A 15,162-nucleotide genomic window follows, 5' to 3' on the forward strand; every position below is an offset into this window, starting at 1 on the left:
CTTTGTTATAGTAAACCTAACGGGATTTTTTGGGGAGGAACAGATGAAACCTATTAATAAACTCAGCATACAAGATGATTTTGTCGGTTTTTATTTGTTAAAAGAATTGAATATGAGACAGACCAACGGCACGCCGCCGAAAGACTATTTCGATATTGTTCTCGCGGATGCCAGCGGTCAAATATCGGCCAAGTACTGGGATGTGACCATACAGGATAAAGAAACGTTCCTGCCGATGCAATTGGTCAAAATCCAGGGGACCGTACTGAGCTACAGGGACCAGCCTCAAGTCAAGATCAGCCGTATCCGCAAGGCCACCGATGCGGATGGCGTCTCGTTAACGGATTTTGTGAGGGCTGCGCCCATTCGCCCCGTGGATCTGTTACATACGATCAAACTTACGATGAACGAGATTACGGAGCCGCAGGTGCGAAGCATCGTACAGTATTGCGTGTCGAAGGTGGAAGAGAAGCTGATGCATTATCCGGCTGCCAAAACCTATCATCATGCCTATTACGCCGGGCTGGCTTACCATATCGTCCGCATGCTGGAGATTGGCGATTTCATCTGCAAGCAGCGGCCGTTTCTGAATCCGGATTTGATCAGGGCGGGCATTATCCTGCATGATATCGCGAAGCCGGAAGAGATGATCGCGCAGATGGGCATCGTAACGGATTACAGCAACCAGGGCAAGCTGATAGGGCATATCGCCCTGGCGTCCAACTGGATCGTGGAGGCGGCGATCGAGAACGGCATCGCGCTTGAATCCGAAGTGGTTCTGGGCTTGCAGCATCTGGTGCTTTCCCATCATAACCTCGGAGAGTGGGGCAGCCCGGTTCAGCCGCAAACGGCCGAGGCCGTCGCGCTGCATCATATCGATCTGCTGGATGCCAAGATGCAGATGGTAGAGGACGCCCTGGATACGACGATTGAAACGGAGCCGTGGACACCAATGATCCGCGGCCTGGATAATAAAGCGATTTATCGGTTGAAGGTATGACAATAAAGGCATTCCCCGATCCATTGGCCCGCATTGGATTGTGGGCATGCCTTTTCATTATGGTGTAGGACGGCTCATGTTCCCTGGATCGGCAGCGTAAACCGCACCGTTGCCCCGCGAATCGGGTTGTTCTCGGCAACAATATGTCCTCCATGGTGCTGAACGAGAAGTTTGGCGATATACAGTCCCAGACCGGAATGCCCTTTTTGCCTGGAAGAATGAACCTGCCCCTGATAAAAAGGCTTAAACACCTGCTGCAGATGCCGCTGCTGCCCAAAGCCTGTTCCGTTATCCGTGACGGCCATCACTACCTGCTGCTCGGTGATCTCGATGTGCCATAGAATCCGCCCGGCTTCAGGGGTGTAGCGAAGGCTGTTGGATACGAGATTGTCCAGAACCTGGATGATGCGATAGGGATCGAGCATGATCGGAGTCTTGGCCGTTCGGTTATCGTAAACCTTCGATTGGAAGGCGATGTTCTTCCCTCTGCATAAAGCGGCATATTCCCCGGTTTTTTCGTCCGCCAATTCTTCGATATCCACGGGAAGCGGCTGGAGCCGAAAAGACACCTTCTCGATCTCCGCCATGGTGTTCATGTCTTGAAGAAGCTTCGAAGCGCGGGTTGTGTTCCGTTTGATGACCTGCAGGTACTGCAGCCGTTTGCCTTCATCAGGCTCCCCGTTCATCTGCTCCAGCCCCTCGACATGGCCTTGAACAATCGTTAGCGGCGTCCGAAGGTCGTGAGCGAGCGCCGCAAACATGGTGCTTCGTTCTTGCTCCATTCTCCACTCCCGCTCGATGGAATGCTCCAGCTCCTGACGCATGTCTTCAAAAGCCTTCGTTAGCCGGTTTATCTCCGTAATGGACGAAGCCCCGGACATGCTAAAGCCTAAATTACGCTCTTTAATCATTTCGGCTCCTTGCAGAAGCTGCTGCAGCGGAGCGCTGATTTTTCGGCTGAACCGCCTGCCGAATACCAAGGTGAACAAAACGATATACAAAAATGGCGTCAGGAAGAACGCAAGGAACCCAAAGGTCACCAAGGGATTCAGCGCAGGATTGGCCGCCGTTACCTTCAGGCTGTATCCAACCAACAGAGCCCCGATCAGATTGCCGTCTCGGGAGACAACCGGCTTGTATACTACGATTTCATTCATGCCGCTGCGCGTCTGGTTTAATCGCGCCAGGATCTTCTGCCGGCTAAGCGATTCATGGATATGAAGATCCCCGTACAAGGGTTTGCCGGTAAGGGACACGACCAGGTAGGACATGCCCTGTGAGGGAATCACCTTTTCCAGCTCGGCTTGCCCCTCCGTGCTCATGATGGAGTCGCCCCGGCTCTGGGCGTATTCCGTAATCACGGGGATTTGCGCCTCGTAATGATTTGCCGGGAGCGCGATGTCATGGTTGAACAAGTAACCCAACAGCATCACGAGCAGTCCCCAGGTCACAAGCGTAGCCAGCAAACTGCAGAGCAGAATCGAGACGAAATGGCGGGCGAACGTATTTTTGATGGAACGCTGTTTCGTCATTGGGGATCCCACTTGTAGCCGATGCCCCAGACGGTTTGAATAAAGCTGCGGTTCTGTGCGTGGGCGGCCAGCTTGGCCCGGATTTTCTTGATATGCTCGGTGATGGTAGAGTCGTCCCCATCGGCGTCCAATCCCCATAACTTCTCGTAAATCTGCTCCCTGGAAAAGACCTGTCCCTGATGCATCGCCAGCAGTTCTACGATCTGAAATTCCTTATTTGTTAGCGTGAGGTCGTGCCCGTTGCAGCTAACGGCATGCCCCCTGCAATCGATCGTCAGGGCTTGGAACCGCAGGATGCCCTGTTCTTTTTGCGTGTGGATTCGCTGTTCCCGCCGCAGATGGGCATGGATTCGGGCTTTTAATTCCGCGAGGCTGAAGGGCTTGAGCAGATAATCATCCCCGCCTGCCGCTAGACCTTTAATTCGGTCCATTTCACTCTGGCAGGCGCTCAGGAACACAATGGGGCACAACGTCGTTTCCCTTAGCTGCTTGCAGACCTCAATGCCGTCCATCTCGGGCATCATCACATCGAGTATGATCAGGGACGGATGCTGCTTGCTCTGGATTAACGCCTCCTGTCCGCTTCCGGCCGTGAGTACGCGGTAGCCTTCAAGCTCCAATGAATCTTGTATAAAAGAGATGATTTCTTCTTCATCATCCACCAATAGGATCGTTTCGTTTGCCATATCCATTACATCCTCCAAGAAATAGCTATTCAAAAGGTCTATCTGGTAAGTGTACACGTCATTTCTAAAGAAAGAATAAAGAAATGGCCTGTTACTTGAAGTTTATATATGCCCCTACTTCAACGGAGCAGGCGGAATCGTTCTGGAGAAGCGGCAGCGGTCGCCTTTGCCCCCGGATTTCAACCATTCTTAAATGGATAGATAGAAATCTGGGGGCAACAGCGATCGGAAGAATGATCCGCATGCGCAGTGATGCTTAAGCTGCTGTATACTTACAGGCCAATTTGAGTTTCTTTATCCTTTCTTTATGATTGTACCTTAACCTGTAGGCACAATGATAAGGAGGTACGATGATGGCAACGAATTCACAGCCCAGAATACAGCTCATCGATAGCTTGAGGGGATTTGCACTATTAGGCATCTTTTTGGTGAACATTACGTTTTTTACGACATCGCTGCAAACCATTTCGTTCGGGGTCGAATTATGGTCGGGCTGGTACAATGAAGTCCTGATGATGCTGCGCGGGATTGTCATTGACGGCAAATTCATTTTGATTTTTTCCTTCCTGTTCGGCTACGGCATGGTGCTGTTACGGGAAAGCAGTCAGGCCAAAGGCCGCAGTTTTAACCGCATCTATGCCCGAAGATTAACGGCTCTGCTTCTGATCGGCCTGATCCACGGAATCTTGATATGGTACGGGGACGTTCTAACGCACTACGCGCTTATGGGATTCCTCCTGATGCTGTTTCAGCGCTGCAAGCCGAAAACGCTGCTGATCTGGTCGGTATCCCTGCTGCTGCTCGTTCCCGTTCTGCTAACGGGGGCAAGCCTGCTGAACCCGGCATCCGGCCAGGTATTCGAGCCGTTTAGCCCGACGGATGCACAACAGATGGGGATCTATTTCCAGGAGCGGGATGCCGCTATTTACGGGGAAGGGTCGATGGCCCAGATCATGGCTCAGCGGCTGAACGATTATATCAGCTCGATATTCAACATGGTGATTTTTTACCCGCAAATTTTAGGCATGTTCCTGATGGGCGCCTACTTCTGCAAGCGCCGGATATTGCACGAGGTCCCGAAGCACCGGCAGGGGATCATCCGACTGACCCTTCTGGGCGGAATCGCGGGTCTTGCGCTTCAGCTCGTGATGACGCAAGCGGATGGACTTCCGTCCTGGGTCGAGGCCGCAGCCTTGTTCGTGGGGGCACCGCTCTTGGCGCTGGCCTACATCGGAGTGTTTGCACTTTTATACCAGAATAATTCCTGGAAACAGGTGCTTCATGGGTTTTCCTATCCCGGCAAAATGGCCTTCACCAACTATTTGCTTCAATCGATCCTGTGCGGATTGATTTTTTACAGCTACGGTCTGGGGTGGTACGGAACCATCGAGCCGGTCTGGCAGATGCTGATGGCCGTGATTATTTTTATTGTGCAAGCAGCCTGCAGCAAAGTCTGGTTCAAACGGCTCCCGATCGGCCCGTTCGAATATGTTTGGCGCCTGTTTACGTATTGGGGAAATCCCGTGAAACAAAGAGAAAGGGTGCATGCTCGTTCCTGAGGAATCAGGCCGCCCATTTAAATCATCGCTGCATCAAAGCACCCAAGCTTTAAATAAAACTCTTGCAATTTCAATCCGGGGTGTAATACAATGCTTCTAAATTAACCAACACGATATGTTATAACAAGCGATGATGGAAAGAGTAAGCGAAAGAACGTTCCTGACAGGAAAGGGCAGCCACCGACTGAGAGCGCCCCGGTGAAGGTTCTCCGCCGAAGTTCATTCCGGAGCTGGTATTCTGATCGTTTGCATGTTTCGTGCAAGCCTTAGGTTTACCCGTAACCCTTGCGTTAAGAGGTTCAAGTGAGATGTGCTTGCTATATTTTTCGCATATCTAATAAGGGTGGTACCACGACTCCTCGTCCCTTTCCGGGCGGGGGGTCTTTTTGTTTATATATACCAGAAAAAAATGCGAGGGAGAGATTCTAGATGAGTCAAGGACGTTTGGAGCAATTGAGATCGGAGCTTGATACCGTCAATCTTCAGCTGTTGGAGCTGCTGTCGGAGCGGGCGCGGATCGCCAAGGAAATCGGTCAGGAGAAAGTGAAGCAGGGAGTGCCAGATTTCGATCCGGTACGCGAGAAGAAAATGCTGGACACCTTGGTGGAACATAACCAAGGCCCTTTCGATAATGAGACGGTGCGTCATTTGTTTAAACAGATTTTTCAGGCATCCTTAAAGCTGCAGCAGGTCGATCATAAGAAGCATCTGCTGGTGAGCCGGAAGAAGAAGCAGGAGGATACGCTGATTCAGCTGGGCAGCACGGTGATCGGCGGCGGCACGCCGGTGATGATTGCAGGACCTTGTTCGGTTGAGAGTTATGAGCAGGTGCGCCAGGTTGCGGCAGCCCTCAAGGAAGCCGGCATTACCGTCATGCGCGGAGGAGCGTTCAAGCCGAGAACTTCGCCTTACGATTTTCAGGGCTTGGGCGTGGAAGGCCTGAAAATTCTGAAGGAAGTGGCGTCCGAGTTCGGGCTGAAGACGATCAGCGAAATCGTGGATCCTGCCCATATCGAGCTTGCGTGCGAATACATTGACGTCATTCAGATCGGCGCGCGGAACATGCAGAACTTCGAGCTGTTGAAAGCGGCGGGGGATGTCCAAACGCCGGTGCTGCTGAAACGCGGGCTTGCGGCTACGATCGATGAGTTCGTGCACGCTGCGGAATACATCGTGTCCCGCGGCAATACGCAGGTGATGCTGATTGAACGCGGCATTCGGACGTACGAGAAGGCAACGAGAAACACCTTGGACATCTCGGCGGTGCCGATCCTGAAACAAGAAACGCATCTGCCGGTGCTGGTGGACGTGACGCATTCCACAGGGCGCAAAGACATTCTGGCCCCATGTGCCAGAGCGGCGCTGGCTGCGGGTGCAGACGGCGTGATGGTCGAGGTTCATCCCGATCCGGCCACGGCGTTGTCCGATGCGGCGCAGCAGCTGAATATTCCGGAGTTCCATGATTTCCTGGCTAACGTAAGGAAGTCTGGATTGTTGTAAGAAGCGTCGTTTTTAACTTCTGGAAAATGAAGGGTTGACAAATCGCCGTTCATTCCCTAAGATAGTTATCAAAATTCATATCGAAATGTTTTGATTAGAAATAGTAAAAGCGAAATGACTTTTCAGAGAGCCGTTGGCAGGTGCGAAACGGTAACGTCGTTCCCTTTGAACTCGTCTATGAACAGCTGCCTGAACATGTAGGGTTAGCCGGAGTTCCACCGTTACAGGGATAGATGGTGATGGCCATCGAAGAAGATCATTTTGCATAAAATGAATTAGAGTGGTACCGCGGGTTCAACCCCGCCTCTATACGTAGAGGCGGGGTTTTTTGTTGGTTAAATTCCGGGTTTAACCAACCCTGCTTGATATAGATAAACCAAGATCAGCGACCAAGGAGGAATTCCGAATGGAACGAAATATTATCGTATTGGACACAACCTTGCGCGACGGAGAACAGGTTCCCGGCGCCAAATTGAACGTACAGCAAAAAATCGAGTTTGCGCAGCAGCTGAAGCGGTTGAACGTCGATATTATCGAGGCGGGCTTTCCCGCGTCTTCGGCAGGAGACTTTCAGGCGGTTCAGGAAATCGCCCGCACCGTGGGCGACAGCGTATCGATCACTGCGCTTGCGCGCGCGGTGAAGGGCGATATCGATGCCGTATATGAAAGCATTAAGCTTGCGCAAAACCCGCTGATTCATATCGTGCTCGGTACCTCGAACATCCATGTGGAGAAGAAATTCAACCGCTCCAAGGATGCCGTGCTTCAGATGGGCGTAGATGCCGTGAAGTATGCCAAAACGCTGCTGCCTCAAGTTCAGTATTCGACGGAGGACGCATCCAGGTCCGATTTTGAATATCTGTGGAAAACGATCGAGGCCGTGGTAAAGGCCGGGGCAACGATGATCAACGTGCCGGACACGGTCGGTTATGCCGTGCCGGACGAATTCGGCGAATTGATCCGCAAAATCAACGAACGCTTGAAAAACCTGAACGATCAGGTGATCCTCAGCGTTCACTGTCATAACGACCTGGGGCTTGCTACGGCGAACACGCTCAGCGCCGTGCGGAACGGCGCCGAGAAAGTGGAATGCACCATCAATGGTTTAGGGGAGCGCGCAGGCAATACTTCGCTGGAAGAAGTGGTCATGGGACTGAAGGTCCGGGAGAATCATTTCAAAGCTTCCACCAATATCCGGCTCAAGGAGCTGATCCGAACCTCCAGGCTGCTGACGCATTTGACGGGCCTGGATGTGCAGGTGAACAAAGCGATAACGGGCGAGAACGCATTCGCGCACTCTTCCGGTATTCATCAGGACGGTCTGCTGAAGGATAAGCAGGTCTATGAAATTATGTCGCCGGAGGAAGTCGGCGCCGACAGCATGGAGCTGATCCTGACGGCGCGTTCGGGAAGGCATGCGTTCAAGAACGCGGTGGAGAAGCTGGGCTTCGAGACGGGCGAAGGCGAAGATTTTGAAGCGCTGTTTGAGAAATTCCTGCTGCTGGCCGATGCCAAGAAGGAAGTATATGACCATGACGTCTTTTATCTGGTGACCCAGCACCGCACCCATGAAGAAGTCAGCAGCCATCTGTACGAGCTGGACTCCTTCCAGGTCGTCACCAATGATCTGTATCCGACGGCAACCGTGAAGCTGAAGAAAGGCAGCGAGACATTCAGGGACAGTATGGTGGGGGATGGTCCGATCGATGCGCTGTACAGTGCCATTAAAGCGTTGGTCGGTTTGGACGTGCAGCTGAAGGATTACAAAATCAACAGTCTGTCGAGGGGAAAAGAAGCCATCGGCCGGGTAAACATTCGTATCGAATACCAGGGCAAAATCTATTCCGGACGCGCGATGGATACGGATATTATCAAGGCCAGCGCGCTGGCATTTCTTAACGGAATCAACGCGGTATTGCTTGATGCCGGCCACGATTCGCAGGCTCAGGCGCAAGCGCCGGTGAGTGCACGATAATAATGCCGATGAAACGGTTTGGGCAGCGGCAGGACATCCGAAAGCCGTGTTTGCCTGTACGCCCCATGAGTTGGCTGCGTTCACCGAAGGGCAAGTAATAACAGTAAGTAATATAAATGAAAGAACCGACTTCGCGTAGCCCCGGAGTCGGTTTTTTTGTGCGTTGCGTAAAGTAGCGTTGATGACAGCGTTCCGATCCGGGCATATAACGGGCCAGCATAGGAAAACACAGGCGAGCTGAAAAAAGTACATGTCAACCGACGGGATTTGAATGATATTATGAAAGCGTTTTATAACCTAGGGTGATACTCTTCGGGGGGAGCGGGCTATCCGGCTTCATCCAAAGCCGGGGAGACTCGAAATCCGGGCAGTCATGTAGAAGCAACTGGATAGGCAATCTGCAAGAATAGGGAAGGAAGCGATGGGGATGAGAAGAAAATGGAGTTTTATTGTGATGAGTGCGCTAATCGCCTTAACGGCAGTCGGCTGTAACGGTGCCAAGGAAGCGGATGGAGGGAAAGCCGGTTCGTCCGGGGCCGCGGTTGATGGCAGGCTGTCCTTTACGATGTCCATGGCAACCAGCGGAAACAAACACGCCGAGCGTTCGAAGGATGTGAACGAGGAGAGATGGGTGAAGGAGCTTGAGAAGCGGACCAATACGGACATTCATCTGACGATGCTTCCGCTGAAGGATTTCGATAGCAAAATGACGCTGATGTTCGCTTCCAACGATATTCCTGACGTTGTCCAGAACGTGGGAGGGGCCACGAGCAAGGGGATGTCCGGCTCCGTAGAGGCCGGCGTATTCATGCCGCTTGACGATTTGCTGAAGGAGCATGCGCCGAACTTGATGAAGAGCGTACCGAAGGAAGCGTGGCAGGAGACCAGCTATGACGGCAAAATATACGGAATCCCGGCCTGGCTGTCCAATCCGTCCCGGCGGGCGTTGTTCATCCGTACCGATCTGCTGGAGAAAACCGGCCTTCCGGCGCCCAAGACGGTGGACGAGTTTCTGGACGTGATGCGTGCGATGAAGAAGGAAGGCGTGGAATTCCCGTATCAGATGCGGGAGAATTTTAAATATGCCGATACGATATTAGGCGCTTTTGATGTGCTGCCGTCCCAGTTTGAGCTGCAGAACGGGGAGGTCGTACCCAAGTTCTTCGACGTGGAGAATATGACGAAGGCGCTGGAGACCTATAAGACCATGTACGACGAAGGCTTGATTCCGAAGGATTTTGCAACCTTGACATCCAGTGACTACGGCAAAAACAACGAGAGCGGCAAGTCGGGCATGTGGTCGGCCAACGCGCAGCTGCTCGCGGAATACCGCGGCAAGCTGAAGAACGCCGTGCCAGAGGCTAAACTGGACATCATTCCTGCGCCGAAAGGACCCGAGAACGTCGGAGGCCATCTGCTATACTCCAGCATTAATACGTCTTACTACATTAACAGCAAGGTGTCGGAGGAAAAGGCGATCGGCATCATCAAGTTTTTCGATTGGATGCTGACGCCGGAGGCGGAAACGTACTTCTCGTTCGGAATTGAAGGCGAAACCTATACGAATGAGAATGGAACGGTAAAGTTCACGGCGCCGACTACGCCGGAGGCCATGGATGAGGACCGCTTCCGCGCCATGTTCTGGTTTGTGCACGATATGGTTTATAACAAGGCAAGAGAAGAGCTGACGGAAGACGGGCGGGACATGATCAAGTATATGGATACCGTGGTCTTCAAGGAAGGGCTCGGATCGATACGCTTCTCGCCTGCACTGGACGCGTATGCCAAATATCCGGATGCTGCCCCGCAGGGCGATGACGTGGGCCCGAAGCTGGTTCTTGATCATATGATCAAAATGATCTATGGCAGGGAACCGATCTCGGACTGGCCGAACGTAATCGAGGAATATAAGAAAAAAGGCGGCCTTGAAATCATCAAGGAAGCGACCGACCGTTACAACGAAGGGAAGGGCGTCGTCGTTTCGGAAAATCGAAAGTAGGCGATTTTTGAAGCGAAGGAGATGTTGGCATGAGCCTGCATGATAACGGCGGCAAACAAGCCGTGTTTTTTGAGCGAATTATGGGACTGCCGGTCTTTGATACCCATACCCACCTTGTCGGCGATCGGCTTGGCGCAAGGGATTTCTGGGAAATCGCGCACTACTTCTGGTTCTATCGGGAGCTCCAAGCCGGAGGCTATCCGGATGGAGCGGAGAAGCTGCCTGAGGAGGAACGCATAGCTGTATTTCTGAATGCCTACCGCTCGACGAGAAGCACGCTGATGAACTGGACATTCACTTCCTTTATGCGCGAGTTATACGGGATCGGGATCAAGGATGAAGATTCGATCAGGGAAGCCATAACCGCAGTGCGGCATTCGGCCGCCGAAGAGGGATGGGCACAGCAAACGGCAGACCGGATGAATATCCGCCGGTTTGTCGTGAACCATCCGGAGCACGCTGCATTTCAAGGCATGCGGGATCCTGCGGTATGGATTCCCCGGATTGACGGAGCGCTGGGTCGATGGGTCGATCAGATCGTGCAATCCGACGAACCGGCCTGGACGTTTCACGCGATACGGGACGAGATAAACCGGCAGCTTGACGGTTATAAAGATGCGGGCTGCCCGGGCATTATGACCACGCTGCCGCGGTATGAATCGAGCGCGAACCTCCGCCGGGAGATCGGCTCGGCAAGCGGACGTGACGACATCTTGATGGAGCTGCTGCACTTTATCTGTGCGGCAGCCGATCGAAACGGCTTGCTAGTCCAGCTGTTTCTGGGCGTCGAGAGGTCATGGTGCGGCACGGCGTTCCCTGCGAACGATACGGAGCGGATCCTGAAGCTCGCCGCTTTATTCGAGACATACCGTTGTCCTTTTGAGCTTGTGCTTGCGTCGGAGCTGAACAATCTGGATGCGGTGCAGGCTGCCTGGAATTTTCCGAACGTTCATGTCGGGGGGATGTGGTGGTTCAACTTCCGGGCAAGCACGTACCGGGACAGCATGCAGTACCGTCTGGAAGCACTCCCGGCCAGTAAAAGCTCGGTGATCGTTTCGGATGCCCGCTGCATGGAATGGAGCTACGGCAAGATCCTGCTTGTGAAGAAGCTGGCTGCCGAGTTTCTGTGGGAGCGGGTCACGTCAGGCTGGATCGATGAAGAAACGGCGCTGCAGACGGCAGAAGAATGGTTCTACGCGAGTGCCGTGAAACGCTACGGTATATCCGCCGGAGGAGCTTGACGGACAACGAAAGTTTTTATGCAATAGTCGATCCTAACGGGATCGGCTTTTGCTGGTTCAACAAGAAACCGGAGGAATCAGGATTGACATATCGATAAATCTCGATATAATGATACGTATGAAACCAATCGAAGTGTTTAAAGCGTTGTCCAATGAATCAAGACTGGAAATATTGCAGTGGCTCAAGGAACCGGAACAGCATTTTACGCCCCACGAAGGGATTGATATGAGGGAAATCGGGGTATGCGTAAGCCAGGTGACCGAGAAATTGAACATGACGCAGTCCACAGCATCGCAGTATTTATCGATTCTGCATCGGGCAGGCCTGATCAAGACGGAACGCTTGGGGAAATTTACGTATTATAAGCGGGATGAAGAAGTGATCCGGGAAATCGGAGAGTATTTGAAGCAGGAGATATAGAACAGGAACTGAATGTTTCCTTAGAGTAAGGAATATTCAGTTTTGTTCCGCATTACGTATCTATATATTGCGATATGTCTTTTCATTGGTTTAACATATCGACAATTCACGATATGTAAATATAAAATAAAGGAGTGGAATCATGACAGGTTCATGGAAAATTTATGTTTTGGCAATCGTCAGTTTTTTAGTAGGGACGTCGGAGTATATCATATCGGGGGTGTTGGATAAAATCGCGGATTCGTTAGGGATTACCATCACCGCTGCCGGCCAGCTAATCACGATTTTCTCGTTGGTATACGCAATCTTGACTCCCGTGCTTATGGCATTGACGGCTAAGGTGGAGAGACGGAAGCTGCTGGTCTATTCGTTAGGCGTGTTTGTGGTTGCCAATCTTTTGTCATTCGCTCTGCCGGGATATATCCCGTTTGTCATTGCCCGCGTACTTATGGCGATGGGCGCTGGCATGGTGGTTGTCACGGCGCTTGGAATCGCCGCCAAAATCGCGCCGCCAGGCAAGCAGGCGAGCTCGATCGCCACGGTGGTCATGGGCTTCACGGCTTCGCTCATCATAGGCGTTCCGCTCGGACGAGTCGCAGCCGCTGCTTTTGGATGGAAGTCGGTGTTCGGGTTGATTGCCGTCCTGGGGATTATTTCGATGTTTGTCCTGCATAAGGCCATTCCCAAAACAACAGGCGATGCCCCTGTCCCGCTGCTCCAGCAGTTCGCCTTGCTCAAGAAACCCAAAGTGGCACTTGGTTTGGCGATTACGTTCTTCTGGCTGGGCGGGTATTCCGTCGCCTATACGTACCTGTCCCCTTATCTTCTGAACGTGAGCGGTTTGAACGAACAATGGATCAGTTCAGCCCTGTTTGCCTTCGGCATTGCCAGTCTCATCGGCTCCAAGTTCGGAGGGTTCAGCACGGACAGATGGGGAGTACCGCTTACCTTAATCGGCGGCATGCTTCTGCATATTATTGCTTTAATCGTCCTGACTTTTACCGATGCGGGCGCATCCGTCATGCTCGTGTTTGCCGTACTCGTGATTTGGTCGCTGGCCGCTTGGTCATCCGGGCCCACGCAGCAGTATAATCTCGTCCAGCTGGAGCCGAATTCCTCGGGGGTCATGCTTGGCCTGAACCAGTCCATGATGCAGCTGTCCATGGCGGCAGGCGCGGGTATCGGAGGAATCGCGATCGAACGAATTTCGTTGTCGTCCATCGCCTGGATCGGCGCTGCGGGCGTTGCAATAGCCGCGGTTGTGTCGCTTGTACTGTTTCAATCCAATAAGCAGGAGAGCACGGATCACGCGGCTCTCGATGCTTGAAGGCATGACCGATTGTAACAGCCTGCTGCTCCGGGACCTGCGATGCTCCGGCAGCATCGCTGCTGAGACCGGCTTTGTTACTAAAATTCGATAAGGGAAGAAAGCAGTAGCTACGGCTGAGGCCGAGACTCCTCGTACAGCCAAATGGACATCCATTTGACGCCCTCCAACCGGAACGTTTATGCTATGATCAATGATAGCGGAAAATTTGGTTCCAAATTTTGCAGGAGGAGGAGATCGATTGGCTAAGCTTAAAGACATCGCCGAAAGGGTCGGCGTATCCATATCCACGGTTTCGCGGGCCATCAGCAACGATGCTAACCGTCCGGTCAATGAAGAAACCAAGCAGAAAATTCGGGAAGCGGCGCTTGAACTCGGTTATAAACTACATGAACCACCCCGAAGCGTACATGCTTACAATACGGCCGACAAACGGGTTGTCTGTGTCGTCCCCCAACATCTGATGGACGATCACCCGTATTTTTCAACGGTTCTAGCCGGTTTTCATAAAAAAATGGAGGAGCTGGGCCAGCCCCCGGCTATCGTCCGCACATGCGAAGAGGTCGGGGATGCGGACCGGATACGGCTCATGCTGAGGGAGACGGGAGCGCAGGGTATTGTAGCCATCAGCTGGTACGACAAGGAGCTGTTTGAGCTGATGCAGCAGGCCGGAGTTGCCATCATGGGCGTGAGTTTGAATGATGACCGGCTGAACGTCCCGATAGTAGACTGTGACCGGATCCTATCGGCGAGGGCAGCCGTACGCCACCTGATCGACCAAGGGCATTCGCGGATCGCTTATATCGGAGGCCCAGCATATTCCAAGCAGATGGAAAGCGAGGAACGGTATGTCGGATACAAATTCGCTATGCTCGAGGCCAACTTGGAGGTGCGCGAGGAGTGGCAGATGAACACCGGATGGAACGTGGATCGAAGCTTCAGTAAGTTGTCCGAGCTATTGGGAGGGCTTCCCAAAGGGCAATGGCCGACGGCAGTTTTTTGTGCAAGCGACATGCTTGCCATTCCAGCCATGCGGGCCGTCGTCGAGAACGGCGGCCGCATACCGGAGGATATCGCGATCGTAGGAATGGATAACATCGATGTGGCCCAGTATACAACGCCGCCGCTGTCCTCCGTATCCGTTCCCAAATACGAAATCGGCAGGGTAGCGGCCAAATCGATTGTGGATTATTTGGATGGCCATTTTCCGATGGCAACCAAGATATTGCTGCCATGCTCATTGATTGTGCGGGAATCCTCCAGATTTACCCGAAATGAGTAAAATATAACTTCCTATGTTTAATTAACTGACATTTGAAGAAGAGAAAAGATGATCAAACAGCCGTCGGCTTGAAAAGCGGCGGCTGTTTTTTGCTGTTGCTCACCAAAAAATAAATCATTTCACGCCAAAAAGATCCAAAAAAGTGTTTGACTTTGCCAAATGCCTATATTATTATGAGTGAAAATCAATGAGGTGTTTGGCGCTGAATCTTCCTTTTTTGGAGTTAGGTAATCAACGCCTGTATCATGCCATTCATATATTTGATTGCGTTTTCATTCCTTTTATATAAAGGTAATCTAGTGATACAAAATATTCCCCGTAGAGAAGTTGAAGACCCTTCGGTTTGCAAGTTCAAACTCATGCAAGTATCGATATCTATCCAAAATAAATCCAAATATAACATGATATTGTCCAAAAATAATTCCAAATCACTAGAATAACGTCCGACTCCATCGGATTTTATTTATAAACTCAGAAGGTGTCATTATTTATGACATGGAATTCCTGGAATGCCGCATTGAATAACTGAGCCTTAATGCGGTTGTCGTTTTGTCAGATGACGATAACGGAGCAAAGGAGGGAAATCGTAAACCGAGTGCTTTACCCGCTAGATCCATAGGAAGAGAACACGATCCCCTGA

11 protein-coding genes and 1 other annotated feature are annotated in these 15,162 nt (G+C 52.0%); of the genes, 9 read left to right on the top strand and 2 right to left on the bottom strand.

Translation table 11 applies throughout. The features are described 5' to 3' along the window. The first annotated feature begins 43 nt into the window (after positions 1 to 43). Positions 44 to 1,000 (top strand): 3'-5' exoribonuclease YhaM family protein, encoded by a 957-nt coding sequence (locus tag JNUCC32_RS02100; RefSeq protein ID WP_192570946.1) that lies wholly within the window; start codon positions 44 to 46, stop codon positions 998 to 1,000. A gap of 74 nt (positions 1,001 to 1,074) precedes the next feature. Here the strand turns inward: JNUCC32_RS02100 and JNUCC32_RS02105 are convergent, their stop codons facing one another. Together JNUCC32_RS02105 and JNUCC32_RS02110 are read right to left on the bottom strand one after the other, a co-directional pair. Then, positions 1,075 to 2,532, bottom strand: coding sequence for a sensor histidine kinase (locus JNUCC32_RS02105; protein WP_192570947.1), 1,458 nt, complete (start codon positions 2,530 to 2,532; stop codon positions 1,075 to 1,077). Beyond that, positions 2,529 to 3,224 (bottom strand): response regulator transcription factor, encoded by a 696-nt coding sequence (locus JNUCC32_RS02110; RefSeq protein WP_192570948.1) that lies wholly within the window; start codon positions 3,222 to 3,224, stop codon positions 2,529 to 2,531. The genes JNUCC32_RS02105 and JNUCC32_RS02110 overlap by 4 nt, the downstream gene beginning before the upstream one ends. Positions 3,225 to 3,571: 347 nt before the next feature. On the opposite strand from JNUCC32_RS02110, the gene JNUCC32_RS02115 reads away from it, so the two are divergent. The 8 genes from JNUCC32_RS02115 (at position 3,572) to JNUCC32_RS02150 (ending at position 14,522) form a co-directional block, all read left to right on the top strand. Then, on the top strand, positions 3,572 to 4,777 hold the full coding sequence (locus JNUCC32_RS02115) for a DUF418 domain-containing protein (protein ID WP_192570949.1): 1,206 nt from the start codon (positions 3,572 to 3,574) through the stop codon (positions 4,775 to 4,777). A 429-nt stretch (positions 4,778 to 5,206) separates the two neighbouring features. Further along, positions 5,207 to 6,277, top strand: a complete 1,071-nt coding sequence (locus JNUCC32_RS02120; RefSeq protein ID WP_096776156.1) for a bifunctional 3-deoxy-7-phosphoheptulonate synthase/chorismate mutase — start codon at positions 5,207 to 5,209, stop codon at positions 6,275 to 6,277. An 81-nt stretch (positions 6,278 to 6,358) separates the two neighbouring features. Then, positions 6,359 to 6,588: a binding site (T-box leader), on the top strand. Positions 6,589 to 6,683: 95 nt separating this feature from the next. Continuing rightward, positions 6,684 to 8,252, top strand: coding sequence for a 2-isopropylmalate synthase (locus tag JNUCC32_RS02125; protein WP_192570950.1), 1,569 nt, complete (start codon positions 6,684 to 6,686; stop codon positions 8,250 to 8,252). Positions 8,253 to 8,679: 427 nt separating this feature from the next. Further along, positions 8,680 to 10,251: an extracellular solute-binding protein gene (locus tag JNUCC32_RS02130; RefSeq protein WP_096776154.1), complete on the top strand. Its 1,572-nt coding sequence runs from the start codon at positions 8,680 to 8,682 to the stop codon at positions 10,249 to 10,251. Between the two features lie 29 nt (positions 10,252 to 10,280). Continuing rightward, a complete protein-coding gene (locus JNUCC32_RS02135; RefSeq protein ID WP_192570951.1) occupies positions 10,281 to 11,492 on the top strand; it encodes a glucuronate isomerase in 1,212 nt (403 codons plus the stop codon). 118 nt (positions 11,493 to 11,610) lie between these two features. Continuing rightward, on the top strand, positions 11,611 to 11,913 hold the full coding sequence (locus tag JNUCC32_RS02140; RefSeq protein ID WP_009591021.1) for an ArsR/SmtB family transcription factor: 303 nt from the start codon (positions 11,611 to 11,613) through the stop codon (positions 11,911 to 11,913). 142 nt (positions 11,914 to 12,055) lie between these two features. After that, complete coding sequence (locus JNUCC32_RS02145; RefSeq protein ID WP_192570952.1) at positions 12,056 to 13,240, top strand: MFS transporter; 1,185 nt, start codon at positions 12,056 to 12,058, stop codon at positions 13,238 to 13,240. 241 nt (positions 13,241 to 13,481) lie between these two features. Beyond that, positions 13,482 to 14,522 (top strand): LacI family DNA-binding transcriptional regulator, encoded by a 1,041-nt coding sequence (locus JNUCC32_RS02150; RefSeq protein WP_192570953.1) that lies wholly within the window; start codon positions 13,482 to 13,484, stop codon positions 14,520 to 14,522. The last annotated feature ends 640 nt before the right edge of the window (positions 14,523 to 15,162 follow it).

The organism is Paenibacillus sp. JNUCC32 (assembly GCF_014863545.1).
Classification (GTDB): domain Bacteria; phylum Bacillota; class Bacilli; order Paenibacillales; family Paenibacillaceae; genus Paenibacillus_AQ; species Paenibacillus_AQ lautus_A.